This window comes from Ochrobactrum vermis, from assembly GCF_002975205.1.
Classification (GTDB): Bacteria; Pseudomonadota; Alphaproteobacteria; order Rhizobiales; family Rhizobiaceae; genus Brucella; species Brucella vermis.
The window spans coordinates 2,110,917-2,131,773 of the sequence record NZ_PCOC01000002.1 but is presented as its reverse complement, the minus strand read 5'-3'; the positions used below and the strand labels follow the sequence as shown (position 1 = coordinate 2,131,773).

Genomic DNA, 20,857 nt, shown 5'->3' with positions numbered 1-20,857 from the left:
ATGCGCGCAAAAGCAAGAAGATAGAGCATTTCCAATGATTCAGGAAAAGCAGGAAATGCTCTAGATACGCTGGAGAAAAATGAAAATGGCAAGCAGCCCAGAGAGCTTCTCGCGCTCATTATGGTGGAACGAAACTGGCGAGGCCAAGCCGAACCACCCCGGACTGAACGGCGTGCATGAGGCGGATGTCGTTATAGTCGGCGGCGGTTTTACAGGTCTTTCAAGCGCATTGTTCCTTGCTGAACGCGGAAAGACGGTGGTGGTCCTTGAAGCGCGCCATGTCGGCTTCGGTGCATCGGGACGCAATGGCGGACAGGTGATTCCGGGGCTGAAACACGATCCCGAAGACCTTCTGGCAACCTTTGGGCCAGAACACGGCAGGCGTATGATCGATCTCGTCGGCGGCGTGGGCGATCTCGTTTTTGATCTTATACGGGAACATGACATCAAATGTGCACCCGTTCGTACCGGCTGGATTCAGGCCGCGCATTCCCAGCTTGCGACTGCTGCCGTCCATAAACGTGCGCGGCAATGGCAGGCGCAAGGCGTCGAGGTCGAGATTCTGGACCGTGCGCAGGTTGCCGCGCTTTCCGGCACAGACCGCTATTTCGGCGGGTGGCGCGATCCGCGTGCTGGCGCCCTGCAACCGCTGGACTATGCGCGCGGGCTTGCACGCGCTGCCACGGCGCGCGGTGTTCAGATTTTTGAAGATTCCCCCGTCACCTCTCTGACGCAGGAAAACGGCGACTGGATCGCAAAGACCGCAAACGGGACGGTTCGCGCGCGTGAAGCGCTTGTCGCGACCAATGCCTATACAGGCAATCTTGTGCCGGGGCTCGCTCAGAGCATTCTTCCTGTGCAAAGCATGCTGATCGCGACCGAACCGCTTTCGGAAAAGCAGCGTCGCGAGGTCATGCCGGGCGGTGTGGTCCTGTCCGAAACACGCAAGATCGCTTTCTACATGCGCCAATCTGAAGACGGCCGTTTTCTCATCGGCGGACGCGGCGCGGTCGGGATGACTGAGAAGAAAGCCCTGATGGACGCGCTCAAGGCTGGAATGGTCAGACTGTTTCCGCAACTGGACGGTATCGGCATCGATTATCACTGGTCCGGCCATGTGGCGCTGACCATGGACGGTCTGCCTCACCTGCACAATCCGGCCCAAGGCTTGCATGTCATGCTTGGCTATAATGGCCGGGGCGTGGCCATGGCGACTGCCTTCGGCAAGATGTATGCGGAATACATCGCCGAAGGTCGCCCCATGGTTTATCCGACCACCAAGATTCCGCGGCTTGCCTGGCATGCCATCCGCAAGCCGGTGATGGATCTTGGCATCCGCTGGTACTGGATCAAGGACAGCCTTGGCTTCGCATCCAAATAATTCCCCATACAGAAAGAATCCAACGTGCTGAAAAACGTAATCAACCTGGGCACCGCACCTTCTTGCGCCTCGGACCTGAAAACGGCCTTTCAAACGATCGGCCTGAACGAACAAGCGACCGAACATTTTGGCTTCGGCCGCGCCATCCTTTCGGGGAACGGAAAAGACGCGGAAAGCCGCTTCTCATCCATCATAATGCTCCGCGATGGTGCTTTAACGATCCGCGACAACAACGGCACCGAGATTAGGCTGACCAAGGGCGAGGTGGCCAACCTCCCGGCAGGCGTATTTTCGTGGGATGCAAAATCGGCGGATTGCATCATCCTTGTTCTGCATCAGGACAATCCGCAGCTATTCCCGGCCAAACTCGATCTTGAGTACCCGATGTCGTCTGGCGGCGCACCCAATGCAGCGCTCCTGACCACGCCTGCGCCGCAAACCGCCCGTCACGAATTCCAGAGCGAGGACTTGCTCTCGTGGGGCACCTGGGCCACCACCCCCTATGCGCGCCATCCGATCACCTATTCGTTTTCGGAATTGATGATGTTGCGCAAGGGCGAAGTCACGCTCTCCAATCCCGTTGAGGGAAGCGCGACATTCGTTGCGGGCGATATTTTCCTTGTTCGCCCCGGTGCTGTGGCAGCATGGGACAATCCAAGCGATCTGGAAAAATTCTGGGTCATCCGCACGGCAGATTAGAGCATAATCCGACCGGAGTGAAACGAGGATCGATAAGATTATGCTTGAAATAGAGGAAGTTAGAGCGCCGATCTGATCCTATCAGATCGAAACGCGCTCTAATCCCAGAGCCGCTGCCCCATTTCTTGCCCTTGGATTTGGCACTGTACATAGCTTTGTCGGCGCTATCGAGGATATATTTTTGGAGCGCCGTTCCGAACTCAGTCCAGTGCCTGAAACCGGCGGCGGCGCGAACGGCGGCGAGGACGCAGTGTATTGATGTCTTGCGCCTGATCGGCCTTATGGCGCGGGGGTGGCGAAAGAAGGCGCATGATGAAGAGAATGCAGCACCCGATGGTGAATATCCAGAATATCTCATCGGTGAGATCGTTGATCATGGCGCAATCCAGAGTAAAACCGCTTGTCAGTTTCCGTGACACGCGAAACAATGTTCCGAGATGAATATCTTCTTGTGAAACTGTGGCCAAGTCACGAAGCCGTGCTTTATTGCCGCGTCAACCGGCAGTTCTGTGGATGGCTTGAAGGCGCTGGTCGCGATTTCTGCGCCGATCTGCGATAGATCGCTGATGCTGCCTTTCACGATCCATTGTTCCGGCCGGGTGCTTGCGGCTGAATTTCCGCACCAGCATAATATTCTGAGCTGGTCACTGACGCGTCCGGGTTTCGTCTCGGCGCGTTCCGTCGCCTGGCTGGAAGTGCGCAATGATGATCTGACGCTTGACGTTGATCCGGCAGTTTTGTTGCAGGAAAGACTGACGGAAGCCGGTTATAGCGAAGCGGTGCAGATGATGACATCGCGCAGCGTACAAAAGCACCATGTCGCAACGCGGCGCTCCGGCGAAGCACATGCTGCCTGTCTTGCTACCGTCGGCCTGTCGAATGCGGGGAGGGTGGGTGAGCTCTCGCAGATGAAGATGCCAGCCGGGACCATCAATCTTCTGGCTCACATCGATAGGCCCTTGTCGGTTGCAGCCCATATAGAGGCAATGTCGATTGCTGCCGAGGCTCGCACCGCTGCCATTATCGAACTTGGCCTCACAATTGGCGGCAGAGCCGCAACCGGGACCGGAACGGATTGCATCGCCGTCTCAGCTCCCCACGGGCAGACAGGAGAGGTAGCATCATATGCAGGTTTGCATACGGATATCGGTGCCGCCCTCGGTGGCGCCGTTTACGACGCGGTGTCCGAAGGCGGCAGGCTCTGGATGAAAGAGCAGGGTTTTGAATGATCGGAGCATTTCCAGCAAAAGTGTGAAACGGTTTTGCGTAGGATAATGCGATGAAACAAATAGTTAGAGCGGTTCCGGCGATTCTGTTGAAATAGGAACCGCTCTAGGCTTCGGCTGCAGCCCTTTTCGGCTTCAGACGCAGGATAAGCGGCACCAGAACAAGGGCGACTATCGGGAAGACGAGCCAGTTGATGGTTTCCCAGCCTGAAGAATGCAGCAGCGAACCTGCAAAGAACGAAGCGCAGGCTACGGTGCCGAACATGATGAAATCATTGGCGCCCTGTGCCTTGCCGCGTTCTGCTGGCGTGTGGCAGTCCGTTATCATGGCGGTTGCGCCGATAAAGCCGAAATTCCAGCCGATGCCGAGGAAGATCAGCGCGCCCCAGAAATGACCGACATCGAAACCGCCCAGCGCAATGATGGCGGAGAAGGCGATCAATACCAGCCCGAGCGCGGTTATCTTTTCCTTGCCGAAACGGGTGATGAGCTTTCCGGTGAAGAAGCTCGGCGCGAACATGGCCAGCACATGCCACTGGATGCCAAGTGCTGCATGGTCGACGGAATGGCCATGGCCGACCATGGCGATAGGCGCTGCCGTCATCACAAATGTCATGAGCGCATAGGAACAAACGCCAGCAGCGACGGAAAGGATGAAGCGTGGCGAACGGAGAATTTCGCCAAGAGGACGGCCCGTGTCATGGACAGCGCCGGGGTCTTTGCGGATCTTCGGCGCACGCAGCATGAAAAGGACGGGAAGGGCCAGAAGGCCCAGCATCGCCTGGCTGAGGAAGCTGCCCGCAAACATCGCATCCGGAATGGTATCGCGCGTCCAGATGACGAGCTGTGGCCCGACGATTGCCGCGACGAGCCCTCCTACCATGACCCATGAGATGGCGCGTGCCTTCATATTGTCCGCCGCCGCGTCGGTGGCTGCAAAGCGATAACTCTGGACATAGGCGGCGTAGAAACCGGCGGTCAGCGTGCCCAGACAAAAGATAAGGAAGGAGGCTGCAAAAATACCTGCCGCTGCGATCACGCCCGCCGAAGCGCCGACAAGTGCGCCCAGCATATAGGCATTACGGCGCCCGAACTGGCGCATGAAGAAGGCTGCGGGCAGCGTGCCGAGTGCGAGGCCGAGATTGAACAGGCTGACGGGAAGCGTGACGAGCGCCGGATCGGAAGACAGTTTCTGGCCCACCAGACCGCCAAGCGAAATTACGATAGGCGGGCTGGAAGCACCAAGTGCCTGTGCCATCGTCAGGACAACAATATTGCGCCGTGCGGTCGTCATGTCGGTCATCACCAACCCCTCAATCGATAAACCGGGATGGTTTTATCGGAAAGCGCATTTGCCAGCAAAATTATTCTATCGCTAGGGTAGAAATTTTCTGGGCAGAATTCCGCAGCGGCAGCCCCGATGTCGTCCGGCTGTCATCGAGTACTTCTAATTTGCAACTCCACTGTTCGATAGGGAGCCAGCAATGTCAGAGAATCTTTCCCAGCCAAGTCTGTTCAAGACCAGCCAGTTGGAAGAAGCAGATGCCGATCCGCGCAATCCGTCCGACAATCCCACCATGGGTGAAATCATTAGCCGGCGCTTTTCCCGCCGCGGTTTTCTGCGTGGATCGCTCGCTGTCTCGGCCATTGCGGCAACCGTCAGCCCGCTCGCACTGATGAGCGCCGGTGAAGCGCGCGCCGCCTCCGGTTCGGCCTTTTCCTTCAAGGAGGTCGAAGCCGGTGTCGATGCGCATCACCATGTCGCCGAAGGCTATGATGCCGATGTGCTTTTGCGCTGGGGCGACAAGCTCTTCGCCGATGCGCCGGACTTCGATCCGGCGAAACAGTCTGCCGAAGCGCAGGCACGCCAGTTCGGCTACAACAATGATTATGTCGGCTATATTGCTATCGAGGGATCGCCGGAACACGGCTTTCTCGTGGTCAATCACGAATATACCAACCCGCATCTGATGTTCCCCGGCCTTGTGAAGATCGTCGATGGCAAGGTCGAGCAGGCCCCGCTCTCCAGAGAGCAGGTGGATATCGAAATGGCTGCCCATGGCGGCACAATTGTCGAAATCCGCAAGCAGGACGGCAAATGGCAACCGGTGCTCGACGGTGCAAACAACCGCCGTATCACCTCCAATACCGAGATGGCGCTGAGCGGTCCCGTGGCCGGTCATGATCGCGTCAAGACCAATGCCGACCCTTCGGGCACCAAGGTTTTCGGCACCGTCAACAATTGCGCAGGCGGCGTCACGCCGTGGGGCACCTACATCATGGCCGAGGAAAACATCCATGGCTATTTCATCGGCGAGCTGCCGGAAGGTCATGCGGAAACCGCCAATTACAAGCGCATGGGTATTCCCGAAGGCTCGTATGAATGGGGACGTTTCTACGACCGTTTCGATGTTTCCAAGGAGCCGAACGAACCGAACCGCTTCGGCTGGATTGTCGAGGTCGATGTGTCCGATCCGAACTCGGCACCGAAAAAGCGGACCGCGCTCGGCCGTTTCAAGCATGAGGGGGCCGAATCCATCGTCAACAAGGATGGACGCGTGGTCTTCTATCTGGGAGACGACGAACGATTCGATTATGTCTACAAGTTCGTGACGGCGGGCAAGTTCAACCCGGATGATCGCGCCGCCAATATGGATCTGCTGGATGAAGGCACGCTTCACGTGGCCAAATTCCACGAGGATGGCAAGGTCGAATGGATGCCACTGGTTTTCGGCCAGGGCCCGCTGACCGAACAGAACGGCTTCAAAAGTCAGGCTGATGTGCTGATCGAAGCGCGGCGCGCAGGCGACCTTCTCGGCGCCACCAAGATGGACCGCCCCGAAGACGTGCAACCGAACCCGGTCAATGGCCGCGTTTACGTCATGCTCACCAACAACACCAAGCGCAAGGATGATCAGGTGGATGCCGCCAATCCGCGCGCCAAGAACGCCTTTGGCCATATCATCGAGATTGAGGAAGATGGCCAGGATTTTGCCGCAACAACCGGCAAGTGGGAAGTGCTGCTGAAATGCGGCGATCCAACCGTGGCTGAAATTGGTGCCAGCTTCTCCACCGATACGACGCGCAATGGCTGGTTCGGTATGCCGGACAATGCCGCCGTCGATAGCGCCGGTCGGCTGTGGGTCGCAACCGATGGCAACAGCAACAAGGATACCGGCCGCACGGACGGGCTTTGGGCGGTTGATACGGAAGGCGATGCGCGCGCTACCTCGAAACTGTTCTACCGCGTGCCGGTGGGTGCGGAAATGTGCGGCCCGCTGTTTGCGCCCGATGATGAGACGGCGTTCGTTGCCGTGCAGCATCCGGGCGATGGCGGCGAGGATTGGGATGGTCATGGCCGTCCGTCCTATTACGAGGATCTGTCCACCCGCTGGCCGGACTTCAAGGACGATATGCCGGTGCGGCCTGCCGTGGTGGCGATCACCAAACAGGGCGGCGGCAAGATCGCTGTCTGACAATTGGATTGGGTGCGGCCTCCAGCGAAAGCTGGGGGCCTTCGTCAAAGCTTCACGGAAGCGTCAAGCCAGCGATACAAAGCCAGCCTAATTGCGTCCCTGTATGTCAATTCCAACGGGGACTTATCATGATATCGCGTCTCGTCGCCTCGACCATGCTTGCCGGTGCCGTCGCATTGGCGTTTCCGGCCTCCGCTGAAGAACAGGCCTTTCCAGCCACGCTCAAGGCCCATGCTATTCTGCCTGCAAACACCATCATCGCCGCGCCGGAAGATGCGGCCGATCATCTGAAGACGTCAGGCAAGTTCACCACCGCCGACCGCAAGCGCGCGGAAGGCACGGGCACTGTTGAAGGCAAGGACGGCGTGCGCAAGACCGGCCTTTCGGTGCCGTTCGATGGTCAGCCGGTGCAGGGCTTTTCCGGCATCAAGACCATGGAAGACGGCAGCTTCTGGTCGCTGTCCGACAATGGCTTCGGTTCAAAGCTCAATTCGCCGGATGCCATGCTGATGCTGCACAATGTCAAGTTCGACTGGAAAAAGGGAACGGTCGAGCGCGTAAAGACTGTGTTCCTCAGCGATCCGGACAGGAAAGCTCCGTTTCCCATTGTCATGGAAGGGGCTGAAAAGCGTTATCTGACCGGAGCCGATTTTGACGTGGAATCCATCCAGCCGGCGGCGGACGGTTTCTGGGTTGGTGAGGAATTCGGTCCGTTTCTGCTGAAATTCGACACGGACGGCAAGTTGACCGACGTCATCCCGACTTTCGTCGGCGAGACGGAAGTGGTGTCGCCGGACAATCCGAAGCTTGCTTTGCCAGCCAATCCGAGCCTCAAGCTGCCGTCTTACAATCTGAAGCGTTCGGGCGGCTTCGAGGGGCTTGCCATGTCCAAGGACGGCTCGAAGCTCTACGGTCTTCTGGAAGGTCCGCTTTTCGTCGATGCTGCGCCGGAAAAGACCGAAAGCGGCAAGACTGGCTTGCGCGTCATCGAATTTAGCGTTGCCGACAAGAAGTGGACGGGTCGCTCCTGGCTCTACCCGCTGGCGGAGGGTGGCGAAGCCATCGGCGATTTCAACATGCTGGATGAAACCACGGCGCTGGTCATCGAGCGCGACAACGGCGTCGGCACGGCGGACAAGGCCTGCGCCGATCCGAAGAAGCCGCAGGCCGATTGCTTCGATGTGCCGTCAAAGGTCAAGCGTATCTACAAGATTGCTTTCGACGACAGCAATGTTGGCAAGGAAGTGCGCAAGATCGGCTATATCGACCTGCTTGCCATTGCCGACCCGGAAAACAAGCGCCGCCAGGGCGGGCGTGAAGGCATTTACGACATGCCTTTCCTGACCATCGAGAATGTGGATCGTGTCGACGACACGCATATCGTGGTGGGCAACGACAACAATCTGCCGTTTTCCGCCGGCCGTTCCCTCGACAAGGTGGATGACAATGAATTCGTCCTGCTGGAAGTGGGCGAGTTTCTGAAGGCTGAATAAGTCCTCCCGAATGGGTCAGATGATGAAGCCGCGGAGAAATCCGCGGCTTTTTCACTCTCTGTGCATGGTGACAAGCCCGGCGTGGAAGTTTTGTTTCGGCGCAGCTATGGTGCGGCAGCTAGAGCATAATCCGACCGGAGTGAAACGAGGGCGATCAAGATTATGCTTAAAGAAGAAGTTAGAGCGCAGATCTGATCCAATCGGATCGAAATGCGCTCTAAACGATGGAGAAAGCCGTTGAAGATTTTTATTTTCGGCAGTGTGAATGTGGATGTTAGTGCCAGAATGGCGGCATTGCCGCGTCCGGGACAGACCGTGAATGCATCGGGCTATGGTATTGGTCTTGGCGGCAAAGGGGCCAATCAGGCGGTTGCAGTTGCCAAGCTTGGCGGTGACATTCGCTTCGTCGGTGCTGTCGGCAATGATGCCTTTGGCGAACTGGCCTTGAAGCAGATGCAGGAATTTGGCCTCAATACCGGAAGCGTGCGCGTGATTGACGGCGTCGATACGGGCATAGCGATCATTCAGGTCGAGGAAGCCGGACAGAACACGATCGCGGTCTGCGCCGGAGCCAATGCGGGTTGGTCGACTGCCGACATCGACGGTTACGCTGCCGATATTGCCAAGGCGAAGATTACGCTGTTGCAGCGCGAAGTTCCGCACGAAGCCAATCTGGCCGTGGCCAAAGCGGCCCGTGCGGCAGGCGGCAGCGTTTTGCTCGATCCGGCTCCTGTCGGTGATGCGAGCCGCATGGCCGACCTGATTTCGCTCAGCGATATTATCTCTCCCAACGAGACGGAGTCCGCCGAAATTACCGGTATCGAGCCGACCGATCTTGCTTCGGCGGAAGCCGCCGCGCGCAATCTTCTGGAGCGTGGCCCGAAGACGGTCATCGTGAAGCTTGGAAGTCGTGGTGCGCTGCTGGTGACGGCAGACGAGGTGAAACACTTTGCGCCGTTCAAGGTCAAGGTGGTGGATACGGTTGCTGCCGGTGACAGTTTCAACGGTGGTTTCGCGGTCGCATTTTCGCAAGGCCAGCCCTTGCATGATTGCGTGCGGTACGGTTCGGCAGCGGGTGCGATTGCGGTCACAAGAGCCGGTGCTGGTTCGGCTGCGCCGACCGCCGGGGAAGTGGCAGCGCTTCTGCAAAGTCAGCAATGATGCTGGCTTGGCAAATTGTGACAAAGTGAAGATTTGGGGCAGTTTTCGCTGATATCGCTCAATTTGAGCTGAAAACTGCGTAAAAAAGCCTCGCCAAACATGGCGAAGAAGCCGCGAGAATAAGGCACTCACGGCTTTTTTGTGGCTAAAATAAGATTTAGAGCGTCGCCAGACGCTCGGTCAGCAGGCTGAAGAAGCCATCCGCATCCACATCCTTGATGAAAAGCGCGTTCTTTGGACGGTCGGTCACTTCCCACCAGTCGATGACTGTTTCACCGATTGTCAGCTCCGAGTTGATCTCGATTTCCACATTGCACTGGCGTCCGGAATAGAGTTCCGGCTTGATGAGATAGGCGATGACGTTCGGATCGTGCAGCGGGCCGCCATCGGTTCCGTACTTGGCTTCGTCATAGCGCTCGAAGAATTCGAGCCATGCCGCGACCACTTCGCCGACATGGGTGCCGATGCCGCGAATGGCGGCGATGCGTTTCTCGGTGGTCAGCACTTTATGGGTGACATCGAGTGGCATCATGGTGATCTTGATGCCGGATTTAAACACAACCGCGGCGGCATGCGGATCGACATAAATATTGAATTCCGCCGACGGCGTGATGTTGCCGCCCTCGAAATAACCGCCACCCATCAGCACGATTTCCTTGACGCGTTCAGCAATCTTCGGCTCGCGGATCAGTGCGGATGCGATGTTGGTCAGCGGTCCGAGCGGGCAGAGCGTGACGGTGCCGGCTTCTTCCTTCATCAGCGTTTCGATGATGAAATCGACGCCGTGCTGCACTTGCAGCGGCATGGTCGGGGCGGGCAGATCATAGCCATCAAGGCCAGTCTTGCCATGCACGTTCTCAGCCGTCACGAGCGGACGAACCAGCGGACGGATGGCGCCTGCGAACACCTTGGTTTCCGGCTTTTTTGCTACTTCGCAGATCGTGCGGGCATTGATTTCGGTGCGCGCCAGCGGGCCGTTGCCTGCCACTGCGGTGATACCGAGAATGTCGAGTTCTGGGCTGGCCAAAGCCAGAAGAATGGCGACGGCATCGTCCTGACCGGGATCGGTATCGATAATGATTTTACGGGCCATGATAGGTTCCTGCGTTAAAGCTTTTCCAGCAAAAGTGTGAAGCGGTTTTGCGTTCGGAAAAGCGTGAAAGAGATTTAAAGAGCGTTGCGCGCTGCACTGACCGTCTGGTCGACGAGCGCGTCGAAGGAGATTTTCGCCGGGCGGCGCATATAGGTAACGATGTCGTCGGCGAGAAGCGGCTTCGACCACCGTTCGGCGATGATGCCGGAACCACGTTGAATGGCGACCATGCTCAGAATTTGCGCGGCGTTGCAGTCAACATCGTGGCCGATACCGCAGACGATTTCGAGCGTGCGGTCGAAATCGCCTTCGCCGAACCACAGTGCAATCACTTGCGCCGCTGCATTTGGATAGACGTGAATCCAGTTATATTCGGCATATTCCGCATCGCATTTCGCCCATGCGTCCTGCCAGTTGTCGGCAGAACGGCAGGCATCGAGCGCGAAGTCCAGAACCGCACCATATTCGGTTTCGGTCGAGAAAAGCGTTGCCGTCGAGACCAGCAATTCCCGCGTATCGCTAACCGCAAAGGCGCGCGCCGCCATGACAGCGTTGAAAACTTCGCCCAAAATTCCGTTTCCGGCATGGGAGATTTCCGCATCCATCCAGGCGAGACGGGCAGCTTCGCGGGCCCGGCCCGGCACCACCATGCCGCAAATTGTGCCGCGCATTTGCGCGCCGATCCATTCGTCGAACGGATTGTCGGATGTGCCGGTTTCAGGGGCGGTGAGGCCGCGCCGCATATTGGAAAGCGCGATTGCCTCCGCCGACCAGCCAAGCGGGATCAATGAAGTCCAGCGCTCGGCAATGTCGGCGCTGGTCACGGCAGAGCCCTTGTCGCCGAAGGCTTCCAGAAAAGCGATCTCGAAGGTGATGTCGTCATTATAGGTGTTGGGTTCACGCACATAATCGCGGATCGGTCCGAAGACCTCTGCGATGTTTTCTGCCGTATAGCCTTCCAGTGCCGTGCCAGCCGCAGCTCCGACAAGTTGCGCCATCCAGGCGGCAGCGGTGCGGTCGCGAAAATCATCGGACTGGACGGCGTAGAGCACATCGTCAGGCCATTGAACGGCAGCGTCGAATTCGTCCCACGACCCGTAACGCACTGTCTTTTGCGACGGGTGGTGCGGATCGGGTTCAGCCGCGCGCATCAGGACACGCAGGCGCATGTCGATACGATAGAGCGTTTCAAAGTCACCGCGTTCAAGTGCTGCCAGCCCGTCACGAAGAAGTTCTTCATAGGGGGCAAGGACAAAGCCCTTGCTTTCCAGCGATTGCAGCGCACCTGCCATCAGACATTCGGGGGCAGCCGATCCCGGCACGTTGCTTTTCCAGAACATGGCCATGAGGTCGTCCTGAGCCTTCATGACGGCGCTCGCATCCCAGGTCTGTTCTTCCGCCGTGCGCACCACCGGTTTCGTGTCGCGCAGCAAATCGCGGGTCAATTCCCAAGCCTTCATTTCATTCTCATTTCAGTATTTTGGACATGCATTTCAGGAGTTTTTCAGTTGCTTTGCGCGCCGCTGACGGCGCGCTGCGTGGATCGTCAGCACGACGACCGGGACGAGATAAGGGATCATCTGCATCAGTTCGAACGGCAATCCGAGGCTTTGAAGCGTGATGGCGAAGGATTCCGCCGCCGCCAGAACGAGACTTGCCACAAGCGTTCCCCACGCGGTTCCCTGTCCCATGACTTCAGCCGCAATGGCGATGAAGCCGCGACCGGCGGTCATGTTCTGGGCAAACCAGGTGACATAGCCGAGCGACAGATAGGCACCTGCTGCACCGCCGAAGAGGCCAGACAGGACAAGCGCCATCATCTGCACCCGGCCCGTATGAATACCGGCGGCGCGCGCCGATTTCGGATCAACGCCAGTGGCGCGCAGATGCAGGCCGAAGCGCGTGCGCATCATCAGGAGGCTGACCGCCGGGACGGCAAGAAGGGCGGCGAAAGTCAATATGTGGATATTGCCGATGAAAGGCACAGGAAGGCTTGGCAGAGCACCGCTTTTCAACGCGCCCGACATGCCCTTGTCGCCGGTTGCGAGAAAAAGTCCGAGCGTCGTTGCCGCCGCAGCGGCGATGTTAAGCGCGATACCGGTCATGATGAGGTCTGTGCCAAGCCGATTGACCGATAGCGACATCAACCAGCCGAGAGCCGCACCTGTGATGAGTGCTGCCAGCAGGCCGATGGCGGGACTACCCGTTGCGGCACTGGCCAGAACGGCAATGAGTGCTGCCGACAGCATCATGCCTTCCATGCCGATATTGAGGACGCCCGCGCGGTCGGAAATCATCACGCCAAGCGCTGCCAGCAGCAACGGTGTGGCCACGCGCAGGATGGTGCCGATGAAGGACGGATCGAGAATTTGTGCGAGAACCATGCTCATAGCTGCACCTCGGGCTGCACTCCGGCCTGCACTTCGGCTTGTTCTCCATCGCGATTGCGTAAGCTTCGGATCAGCCGCAATACGGTCGGATGATTATGAATGACGCTTGCCGTTGCGCCCACCATGATGGCTGCAGTCACGAGCCCCACCACTTCGGTCGGGATATTCATGTTGCGGGCCAGAAGGTCGCCGCCAATCTGTACGAAGCCCAGGAAGAGAGCTGACGGAACAAGCAGGAACGGATTCTCGCGCGCCAGAATGGCAACGACGAGACCGGTCCAGCCATAGCCGGGCAAATCGAGCCAGGCAAAGCGGGCATGAAGGCCGAGCACTTCCAGCGCTCCCGCCATGCCTGCCACCAGTCCGCCGACGATCTGGGCACGCATGATGATGCCCTTGAGCGGCAATCCGAGATGATTGGCAAAGCCCGGACTGGAGCCTGCGATGCGCATGTTGAGACCCGAACGCGTCCAGTAAAGCCAGATGCCGCCAGCGATACAGGCCAATATGGCAATGATTGAACCGCTGTTGAGACGCGTGCCGGCGAGCAGGCGGTCGAGCTTCGCATCCGGCGGAATCCTGAGCGACATCATTCCGCCCGCCGCCGGATCGCGAATGACATAGTTGAGGACGAACAGGCCGAGAAACAGGAAGGCGTAGTTCAAAACGAGCGATGTCACCATTTCCGATGCGCCGAAACGCAGCCGCAGTGCAGCCGGAATGGTGCAGGCGAAACTGCCGGCAACCGCACCGCACAGGATCGCGACCGGTAGTGAAAACCAGCCGAGCGAGGGGAGCAGAACCGCGCCCGCCACAGCACCGAGAGCGCCGAGGAAGAAGCCGCTTTCCGCACCCAGATTGAACAGGCCGGAACGAAACATGATGGTGATGGCAAGGCCGGTCAGCATGATCGGCGTCGCCGCCTCCACCACGTTGCCCATATGACGAATGCTGCCGAACGGTCCGAGGAAGAATGTTTTGAGGACTGCAGCCGGGTTGTCCTGCATCAGCGCCAGCGGCACCAGCAGCACAGCCATGATGACGCCGATCACCAGCACGGTCAGGAAGAATGGAATGAGATAGGAGATAAATCTGCGCATCAGGCGGCATCCCTCGTGCCGAGCATATAGGGTCCAAGAACCGCCGGTGTGATTTCAGGGCTATTTTTGAGAACGGCGACGATACGTCCGTTGAAGAGAACGACGATGCGATCACTCAGGCGCAGCAATTCATCAAGATCGGCGCTGACGAGTAGCACGGCGCAACCGCCTTGCGCCACTTCGTCGATGCGACGGTGCAGGAAGGCTGCCGCTGAAACGTCGATACCGCGCGTCGGTTGGTCGGCGATCAGGAATTTTGGATTGGTGGCAAGTTCGCGCGCGGCGATGAGCTTTTGCGCATTGCCGCCCGAAAGGGAGTCGAGCCTTTCGGTAATCGCGCCTGCGCGCACCGTATATTGCTTGATCATTCCGCTGACACGGGCCTTGATCGCGTTCCAGCGCAGGAACGGCCCCCAGAAGATCTGTTTGTCGGCGGTAGTCGATCCGGCGCGTGATCCGGTTCCGGCTATCGCGTTTTCGGCGAGAGACAGGCCGGGTGCGCCACCCTGTGAAAAACGGTCGGCTGGCAGATGAGCGAGGCCTTGTCGGCGCCAGCTTGCGGTGTTGGCGCGCAGCATGTTCTCACCGTTGAGGCTGATTGTGCCGCTGGAGGCTTCGGCAAGGCCGGAAAGCACCGATACGAGGCCGCGCTGGCCGCTGCCGTCGACACCGGCGACGCCGATGATCTCGCCTGCGCCGATGGTCAGGTTCACATCCTTGATGCGGTCAGCAGGATCGGCCGCTTTCGTTGTGACACCTTTGATGTCGAGAACGGTTTTCATCGCGTCGTGCTTGTGGGCGCGCTGCGGAATGTCGACCGCATGGCCCATCACCATCTCCATGATGGCATCGTCCGGCACGTCGGCAAGCTTTTCCGTGCCTGCGAGAGCGCCTGCACGCAGCACGGTCACGCTTTCGGCCAGCTCGCGCACTTCATTCAGCTTGTGGGAAATGAAGAGGATGGTAATGCCTTCGTCGCGAAGCGACTTCAGCTTGCGCATCAGTTCCTCGATTTCGGGCGGCGAAAGAACTGCGGTTGGCTCGTCGAGGATCAGAAGCCTCGTGCGACGCGCCAGCGCCTTCAGAATTTCAACTTTCTGCTGGGCGGCGACGGAAAGCGCACCCGTAATCGCGTCTGGGTCGGCGTGCAGATCATATTGCTGCATCAGCGCTTCGACCATTTTGCGCGCGCTCACACGGTCGATCAGCCCGGCCTTCACCGGCTCATGACCGAGAATGATGTTTTCGGTGACCGTCAGTGTCGGCACGAGCGAGAAATGCTGGTGCACCATGCCGATGCCCTTGGCGGCGGCATCTTCCGGCGACCATGAGGCAATATGCTGTCCATCGACGATGATTTCGCCTGCCGTGGCATTTTCAATGCCGAACAGGATTTTCATGAGCGTGGATTTGCCGGCACCGTTCTCGCCGCAAATGGCGTGGATGGAGCCTGCGCGGATCGAGAACGACACGTCGCGTAGCGCCTGTGTGCCGTTCGGATAGACCTTGCTCACATCGCGGAAGGCGACGATTGGGCGGAAGGCGACGATAGCATCGCCGCCTTCAATATTTTCAGTTGGATTTTCCACGATCAGGGACGAACCTTGTTGCGGATCGTGTTGAGATCCTCGGTGCTCATCCCGAATGCGGTTGGAACGGTGATCTTGCCTTCGGAAATCTCGTCGGAAGCCTTTTTGATGGCGTCCTTCATTTCCTGCGTGGCCATGGAAGCCATGTTGCCGTCCTGCACGATGCCGACAGCGCCTTCCTTGAGGCCGAGCGCTTCGGCTTTACCGAACGGAAGATCGCCTGCCTTGAAGCGTTCATAGGCCTGCAGAAGGCTGACATCGACATTCTTCAGAACGGAGCTGACAACCTGCTTGGCGATGGCCGGATCGCTGTCCTTGAAGATCGCTTCCTGATCGGAATCGACCCCCAGAACATATTTGCCGGTTTCCTTGGCAGCCGAAAGCTGGCCGAGGCCGGTCTGCGAAGCGACGACGAAGCCGAGTGAAACGTCGGAACGATACTGCGCGAGGCCGAGTTCCTTGCCCTTCGCCGCATCCATGAAGGAGCCGGCATAGGAGATCGCGATCTTGGCATCGGGCATGATCGACTGCGCACCGGCGATATAGCCGACGAGGAAGTCGTTGATGACCGGAATGTCCATGCCGCCAAGGAAGCCGAGATTCTTGCCGGTATCGCCAAGCTTGCCGTCCTTCAGGAGCGAAGCCGCCAGCATGCCGCCGAGATAGGAACCTTCATTCTGCTTGTACTGGATGGAATAGACGTTGTCATAGCCGCCTTCTTCATAAGGCACGCTTGCATCGTAGAGGACATATTTCTTGTCCGGATATTGCTGGGCGACGGAACCAACGGTTTCCGACATCTGGTAGGTGCCGCCGATGATCAGATCCCAGTCCTGCTCGGACGCATCGAGGAACACCGGTTCCCATTTGGTCGGATCGTCACCGATTTCGAGAATCTTGGTCTCGACGTCGTCGCCATATTTGTCCTTGATCATCTTCATACCCTTGGCGGCGCTGTCGAAGAACGACTTGTCGCCGAGCGCGCCATTGATGATGAGCAGGATCTTGTCCTGAGCCTGTGCCGCCGTGGTGGCGAAAGTGCCCATCGCCGTCGATGCGGCAAGAGCAAAGGCAAGGTGGATTATTCCCCGTCTGGTGGATTTGATCACAACAGAACTCCAATACTGTAGCGTTATAGAGATGGATTTTCTGCTTTGGATTATTTGCCTCCGCCCACAGAACCCCCACACCTGACCGCGATCAAACGCTGACGGCGTGTGTGAGTCAATCGCCAAACTTTTTGCCTGCTGTGGACAAAGCACGTCTGTTGCGCGGAACCTTGCTAAAGCTTTCGATTATTTCAACAAAGCCTGATTGGGATGCCGCAGCGTCGGGTCGAACGGATTGAGCTTTTGTGAGATGATCGCCGCTTCCTTGCGTAACAGCTCGGTCACGGTCTGCTGGCGCTTTTCGGTCAGTCGGGCCGCAAGCGTCCCGATACTGAGTGCGGCCACAGCTTCACCGTCGCGGTTCAAGATAGGTACACCGAGACCCGCCATGCCATCGATCATATTGAAGTTGAAGGTAGCGGCACCCGTGTGGCGTACTTCCTCGATCATGATGCGCAGGTCGACCTCGTCGACGGAAGACTTGTCCAGAATGCGGGGCATGTTGAAACGGATGATCGCCTCGCGCTCTTCCTCGGGCAGGAAGGCGAGGATGGCGAGACTGCCCTGACCAATGCCGAGCGGTACCTTGCCGCCAATATCGCCCGTAAAGGAGCGGATCGGAAACGGCCCCTCCACACGGTCAAGGCAAACCGCATCAAAATTGCTACGTACCAGCAGGAAGACCGTGTCGTTGAAAGTGGTCGAAAGCCGCAAGAGCGACGGGCGGGCAATGCTTAATATGCCGTCGCGCTGGCGCGCCTGCGCGGCCATCGCAAAAAACTCCAGCGACAGGCGATAGGCCTTTTTGTCGGGAAGCTGTTCGACGAGGTTTTCCGCAATCAGCGTCTTCAGCAAACGATGCGCCGATGGCTGGCTGAGATCGAGATCCCGCGCCAGATCGATGAGCCGCACGCCGTTGTCCGTGCTGGCATCAGTGCTGGCAGCCAGACCTTTCAAAATATGGATGGCTTTCACCAGACTTGAGTTAAGTGCGGCGCCGGATTTCGGATTCTCAGATATATCATCCATAAAATTGCTTCCAAATTCTGCATTCTGAAAGAAATATATAATTTCTTCCGGATTTGAAAATTATAATTTGCTTTCATGCGGATTTTTCCGCCATTTGAAACCGTCGCCAATGGGAAGGTCCGGCAAGGCATTGGAGAAGTGCCCGCAAGCGGATCGGCGGTTTTACTTGTAATCAAGGGGAACGCTGCGGCTGCGTAAGCGGCTGGATAGTCAGGCGTTCAAACGGACAAGTCGGATCAGCGCTTCAAAGCGCGATCAAGCCGCTCCCGCCAGCCAGCCCTATTGAAGAGGCGACGTGAGACAACATCACGGCGCTTCCGCTCCCCCGCACAATGGAAGTCATGCCGAGAGGGAGACGCAATGAACTTTTTGACCCTTTCCGGAATTTCCCGCCACTACGGCAAGTTCGCGGCTGTCGACAATTTCAATCTGACGATTGAAAAGGGCGAGTTCATTTCGCTTCTCGGCCCTTCCGGCTGCGGCAAGACCACAACCTTGCAGATGATTGCCGGTCTGGTGCCGCCAACGGCAGGCACGATCACGCTTGATGGGCGCGAGATCACGCGCCTTGCGCCAGCCAAGCGCGAACTCGGCGTTGTCTTCCAGAGCTATGCGCTCTTCCCGCACATGACAGTTGCGCAGAATGTGAGCTTCGGCCTTGAAATGCGCAATGTTCCAAAGGCAGAGCGCGAAAAGCGCGTTCGCGACGTGCTGGAACTGGTACATCTCGGTGCCCTTGCCGATCGTTACCCGCGTGAAATGTCGGGCGGTCAGCGTCAGCGTGTGGCCATTGCGCGCGCGCTGGTCATCAATCCGCCGGTTCTGCTGCTCGATGAGCCGCTCTCCAATCTCGATGCGCAGTTGCGTGAAGAAATGCAGTTCGAGCTGCGCCGCATCCAGCGCACCGTCGGCATCACCACCATCATGGTGACGCATGATCAGGCCGAAGCGCTTTCGATCAGCGACCGTATCGTGGTTATGGAAAAGGGCATCATCACGCAGGTCGATGCGCCCTACAAGCTCTATGAGCATCCGCATAACCACTTCATTTCCAACTTCGTCGGCAAGTCGAACTTCCTGAAAGCGCGCGCCGAAGGCGATATGATCGCACTGGCCGAAACCGCGATCCGCTTCCCGGCAAATGGCAGACAGGTTTCCGGCGAGCTTTCGGTCTTCATCCGTCCTGAAAAGGTGCAGCTTGTTGCGGCGGGCGAAGGTCATGTCGCTGGTGAAGTCTCGACCCGCTACTTCATGGGCGCGCAGTGGTTGCTTGGCGTGACGACACCTGCCGGCCAGCTTTCGGTCGCCCTGCCTAATCTCGGCAACCCGCCGCCGGCTGAAGGCACGGCGGTTGGTCTTAGCTGGAACCATGACGATTGCCGCATCCTCACCGCTGGGGTGAACTGACCATGTCTGCTGTCACTTCACAGGATACATCCGCCGCGCCCAAGCGACAGCGCGATCTGACGCCGCTCTTTCTGGTCGGACCATCGACGCTTTTATTCTTTGCGCTGGTGCTGCTGCCGCTCGGCCTCACCGTGCTGCTTTCCTTCAACAGCTACAGCTACGACAAGGGCATCGAGAACGTCTATTCGCTTGCCAATTATGTGCAGGTTCTGAAAGACCCTTATTATCTTTCGATCTTCTGGCGCACACTCAAGCTCGCGCTGATCACAACCGTCATCACGGTGCTGATCGGTGTGCCGGAAGCCTATATTCTGTCCAATATGCGCAAGCCATGGCGGTCGATCTTCCTGCTGGTCATCATCGGCCCGCTTCTGGTTTCAGTCGTGGTACGCACATTCGGCTGGAGCATGTTGCTGGGTCGCAATGGCCTTGTGAACAGCGCGCTCGACATGATCGGCCTGCCGACCACGCAGATCCTTTACAGCGAAACGGCCATTGTCATCGGTCTGGTGCATATCATGCTGCCATTCATGGTGATCCCGGTCTGGACCGTGCTGCAAAAGCTCGACCCGTCGGTGGAAGCAGCGGCGCTGACGCTTGGTGCATCGCGCCTGACCGCGCTTCGCCGCGTGGTGTTTCCGCAGGCCGTGCTGGGCATTCTGTCGGGTAGCCTCATCGTATTTGCGCTTTCGGCCAGCTCCTTTGCCATTCCGGGTCTGCTTGGCGGACGTCGTCTCAAGATGGCGGCAACCGTTGTCTATGACGAGTTCCTGATCGAGCTGAACTGGCCGCTGGGTGCTGCCATCGCCATCATCGTTCTGGTCGCCAATCTCGTGATCATGATTGCCTATAACCGTCTGCTCGAAGGGCAGGCCAAGAAGAAGCTGGGATAGAACCATGGTCAAGAACGGTCCTTTTGCCCTTTTCTTCCACACGCTGATCGTCATCTTCATGCTGGCGCCGATGGTTGTGGTGTGTCTGGTGGCTTTCACGCCGGAAAACACGCTGACCATGCCGTGGGCTGGCCCAAATGCCGGCTTGTCGCTGCGCTGGTTCCGGGCGGTTTTCGCGCATAACGACTTCATGACGGCCTTTGGCAACAGTCTGAAGCTTGCTCTGTTCTCGGCAACCATTTCAACGGTACTTGCCGTGCCGTCAGGCCTTGCAATCGCACACTATGCATTCCGTGGCCGCGATGCGCTCAACGCGCTGTTCCTGTCGCCGCTGATCATTCCGCATCTGGTTCTGGGCGTTGCGTTCCTGCGTCTTTTCACGCTGATGGGCTTCACCGGCACATTTGGCTGGCTGGTCGCCGCACATACGATTGTCGTCACGCCCTATGCGCTGCGCCTGATCCTTGCCTCGCTTGGCAGCATGGACCGCAATGCGGAAAATGCGGCGCGGACGCTCGGTGCCGGAGAGTGGACCGTGTTCCGTCGTATCACCCTGCCATTGCTTTTGCCGGGGCTGTCAGGCGGCTGGCTGCTTGCCTTCATCAATTCGTTCGACGAGCTGACCATGTCGATCTTCGTCACTTCGCCGTCCACGGTTACGCTGCCGGTTCGCATGTATATGTATGCAAGCGAATCCATCGATCCGATGATGGCGGCTGTGTCGGCCCTGATGATCCTCGTTGCCACCGTGACCATGATCATTATTGATCGCATGTTCGGCCTCGACCGTCTTCTGGTGGGCAAGGGCTGA

General features: G+C 58.2%; 18 protein-coding genes and 1 pseudogene. 10 read left to right on the top strand and 9 right to left on the bottom strand.

Annotated features, from left to right (window positions below):
* Positions 1–85 precede the first annotated feature (85 nt).
* Together CQZ93_RS24095 and CQZ93_RS24090 are read left to right on the top strand one after the other, a co-directional pair.
* Positions 86–1,381: an NAD(P)/FAD-dependent oxidoreductase gene (locus CQZ93_RS24095; RefSeq protein WP_105545291.1), complete on the top strand. Its 1,296-nt coding sequence runs from the start codon at positions 86–88 to the stop codon at positions 1,379–1,381.
* A 24-nt stretch (positions 1,382–1,405) separates the two neighbouring features.
* A complete protein-coding gene (locus CQZ93_RS24090; protein WP_286154247.1) occupies positions 1,406–2,080 on the top strand; it encodes a cupin domain-containing protein in 675 nt (224 codons plus the stop codon).
* Between the two features lie 200 nt (positions 2,081–2,280).
* Here the strand turns inward: CQZ93_RS24090 and CQZ93_RS26740 are convergent, their stop codons facing one another.
* Positions 2,281–2,457 carry a hypothetical protein gene (locus CQZ93_RS26740; RefSeq protein ID WP_181153465.1) on the bottom strand — a complete coding sequence of 59 codons (177 nt, stop codon included), beginning with the start codon at positions 2,455–2,457 and terminating at the stop codon, positions 2,281–2,283.
* A 132-nt stretch (positions 2,458–2,589) separates the two neighbouring features.
* Here CQZ93_RS26740 and CQZ93_RS24085 point away from each other — a divergent pair, with 132 nt between their 5' ends.
* Entirely contained in the window at positions 2,590–3,309 is a 720-nt protein-coding gene (locus CQZ93_RS24085) for an adenosylcobinamide amidohydrolase (RefSeq protein ID WP_286154246.1), read from the top strand.
* A 103-nt stretch (positions 3,310–3,412) separates the two neighbouring features.
* Here CQZ93_RS24085 and CQZ93_RS24080 read toward each other — a convergent pair whose 3' ends face one another.
* Complete coding sequence (locus CQZ93_RS24080) at positions 3,413–4,609, bottom strand: MFS transporter (RefSeq protein WP_105545023.1); 1,197 nt, start codon at positions 4,607–4,609, stop codon at positions 3,413–3,415.
* Positions 4,610–4,790: 181 nt separating this feature from the next.
* Here CQZ93_RS24080 and CQZ93_RS24075 point away from each other — a divergent pair, with 181 nt between their 5' ends.
* From CQZ93_RS24075 to rbsK, 4 genes and pseudogenes are all read left to right on the top strand, one after another.
* A complete protein-coding gene (locus tag CQZ93_RS24075; RefSeq protein ID WP_105545022.1) occupies positions 4,791–6,782 on the top strand; it encodes a PhoX family protein in 1,992 nt (663 codons plus the stop codon).
* A gap of 128 nt (positions 6,783–6,910) precedes the next feature.
* A complete protein-coding gene (locus tag CQZ93_RS24070; protein WP_105545021.1) occupies positions 6,911–8,275 on the top strand; it encodes an esterase-like activity of phytase family protein in 1,365 nt (454 codons plus the stop codon).
* A 106-nt stretch (positions 8,276–8,381) separates the two neighbouring features.
* Positions 8,382–8,495: pseudogene (locus CQZ93_RS27065) on the top strand (invasion associated locus B family protein); the annotation flags it as partial.
* Entirely contained in the window at positions 8,486–9,436 is a 951-nt protein-coding gene (gene rbsK / locus CQZ93_RS24060) for a ribokinase (protein ID WP_105545020.1), read from the top strand. The pseudogene CQZ93_RS27065 and the gene rbsK, both read left to right, overlap by 10 nt.
* 157 nt (positions 9,437–9,593) lie before the next feature.
* On the opposite strand, the gene CQZ93_RS24055 is transcribed toward rbsK, so the two are convergent.
* From CQZ93_RS24055 to CQZ93_RS24025, 7 genes are all read right to left on the bottom strand, one after another.
* On the bottom strand, positions 9,594–10,529 hold the full coding sequence (locus tag CQZ93_RS24055; protein ID WP_105545019.1) for a nucleoside hydrolase: 936 nt from the start codon (positions 10,527–10,529) through the stop codon (positions 9,594–9,596).
* Between the two features lie 74 nt (positions 10,530–10,603).
* The gene (locus tag CQZ93_RS24050; protein WP_105545018.1) at positions 10,604–11,989 is read right to left on the bottom strand and encodes an ADP-ribosylglycohydrolase family protein; all 1,386 of its coding nucleotides are present in this window, start codon (positions 11,987–11,989) and stop codon (positions 10,604–10,606) included.
* A 33-nt stretch (positions 11,990–12,022) separates the two neighbouring features.
* Positions 12,023–12,919 (bottom strand): ABC transporter permease, encoded by an 897-nt coding sequence (locus tag CQZ93_RS24045; RefSeq protein WP_029928663.1) that lies wholly within the window; start codon positions 12,917–12,919, stop codon positions 12,023–12,025.
* Positions 12,916–14,019 (bottom strand): ABC transporter permease, encoded by a 1,104-nt coding sequence (locus tag CQZ93_RS24040; RefSeq protein ID WP_105545017.1) that lies wholly within the window; start codon positions 14,017–14,019, stop codon positions 12,916–12,918. Before CQZ93_RS24040 ends, CQZ93_RS24045 begins: the two co-directional genes overlap by 4 nt.
* Positions 14,019–15,608, bottom strand: a complete 1,590-nt coding sequence (locus CQZ93_RS24035; RefSeq protein ID WP_105545016.1) for an ABC transporter ATP-binding protein — start codon at positions 15,606–15,608, stop codon at positions 14,019–14,021. The genes CQZ93_RS24040 and CQZ93_RS24035 overlap by 1 nt, the downstream gene beginning before the upstream one ends.
* Positions 15,609–15,610: 2 nt before the next feature.
* The gene (locus tag CQZ93_RS24030) at positions 15,611–16,717 is read right to left on the bottom strand and encodes a BMP family ABC transporter substrate-binding protein (protein WP_105545015.1); all 1,107 of its coding nucleotides are present in this window, start codon (positions 16,715–16,717) and stop codon (positions 15,611–15,613) included.
* A 186-nt stretch (positions 16,718–16,903) separates the two neighbouring features.
* Positions 16,904–17,746, bottom strand: a complete 843-nt coding sequence (locus CQZ93_RS24025) for an IclR family transcriptional regulator (protein WP_105545014.1) — start codon at positions 17,744–17,746, stop codon at positions 16,904–16,906.
* A 360-nt stretch (positions 17,747–18,106) separates the two neighbouring features.
* Here CQZ93_RS24025 and CQZ93_RS24020 point away from each other — a divergent pair, with 360 nt between their 5' ends.
* From CQZ93_RS24020 to CQZ93_RS24010, 3 genes are read left to right on the top strand one after another with little or no spacing between them, the layout of a single operon-like run.
* The gene (locus CQZ93_RS24020) at positions 18,107–19,153 is read left to right on the top strand and encodes an ABC transporter ATP-binding protein (RefSeq protein WP_105545013.1); all 1,047 of its coding nucleotides are present in this window, start codon (positions 18,107–18,109) and stop codon (positions 19,151–19,153) included.
* A 2-nt stretch (positions 19,154–19,155) separates the two neighbouring features.
* On the top strand, positions 19,156–20,046 hold the full coding sequence (locus CQZ93_RS24015; protein WP_105545012.1) for an ABC transporter permease: 891 nt from the start codon (positions 19,156–19,158) through the stop codon (positions 20,044–20,046).
* Positions 20,047–20,050: 4 nt separating this feature from the next.
* Positions 20,051–20,857 (top strand): ABC transporter permease, encoded by an 807-nt coding sequence (locus CQZ93_RS24010; protein WP_105545011.1) that lies wholly within the window; start codon positions 20,051–20,053, stop codon positions 20,855–20,857.

Coding starts and splice junctions, on each gene's coding strand:
- CQZ93_RS24095 (WP_105545291.1), top strand. CDS start 86: ATGGCAAGCAGCCCAGAGAGCTTCTCGCGCTCATTATGGTGGAACGAA.
- CQZ93_RS26740 (WP_181153465.1), bottom strand. CDS start 2,457: ATGATCAACGATCTCACCGATGAGATATTCTGGATATTCACCATCGGG.
- CQZ93_RS24080 (WP_105545023.1), bottom strand. CDS start 4,609: ATGACCGACATGACGACCGCACGGCGCAATATTGTTGTCCTGACGATG.
- CQZ93_RS24075 (WP_105545022.1), top strand. CDS start 4,791: ATGTCAGAGAATCTTTCCCAGCCAAGTCTGTTCAAGACCAGCCAGTTG.
- CQZ93_RS24070 (WP_105545021.1), top strand. CDS start 6,911: ATGATATCGCGTCTCGTCGCCTCGACCATGCTTGCCGGTGCCGTCGCA.
- rbsK (WP_105545020.1), top strand. CDS start 8,486: ATGCGCTCTAAACGATGGAGAAAGCCGTTGAAGATTTTTATTTTCGGC.
- CQZ93_RS24055 (WP_105545019.1), bottom strand. CDS start 10,529: ATGGCCCGTAAAATCATTATCGATACCGATCCCGGTCAGGACGATGCC.
- CQZ93_RS24050 (WP_105545018.1), bottom strand. CDS start 11,989: ATGAAGGCTTGGGAATTGACCCGCGATTTGCTGCGCGACACGAAACCG.
- CQZ93_RS24045 (WP_029928663.1), bottom strand. CDS start 12,919: ATGAGCATGGTTCTCGCACAAATTCTCGATCCGTCCTTCATCGGCACC.
- CQZ93_RS24040 (WP_105545017.1), bottom strand. CDS start 14,019: ATGCGCAGATTTATCTCCTATCTCATTCCATTCTTCCTGACCGTGCTG.
- CQZ93_RS24025 (WP_105545014.1), bottom strand. CDS start 17,746: ATGGATGATATATCTGAGAATCCGAAATCCGGCGCCGCACTTAACTCA.
- CQZ93_RS24020 (WP_105545013.1), top strand. CDS start 18,107: ATGAACTTTTTGACCCTTTCCGGAATTTCCCGCCACTACGGCAAGTTC.
- CQZ93_RS24015 (WP_105545012.1), top strand. CDS start 19,156: ATGTCTGCTGTCACTTCACAGGATACATCCGCCGCGCCCAAGCGACAG.
- CQZ93_RS24010 (WP_105545011.1), top strand. CDS start 20,051: ATGGTCAAGAACGGTCCTTTTGCCCTTTTCTTCCACACGCTGATCGTC.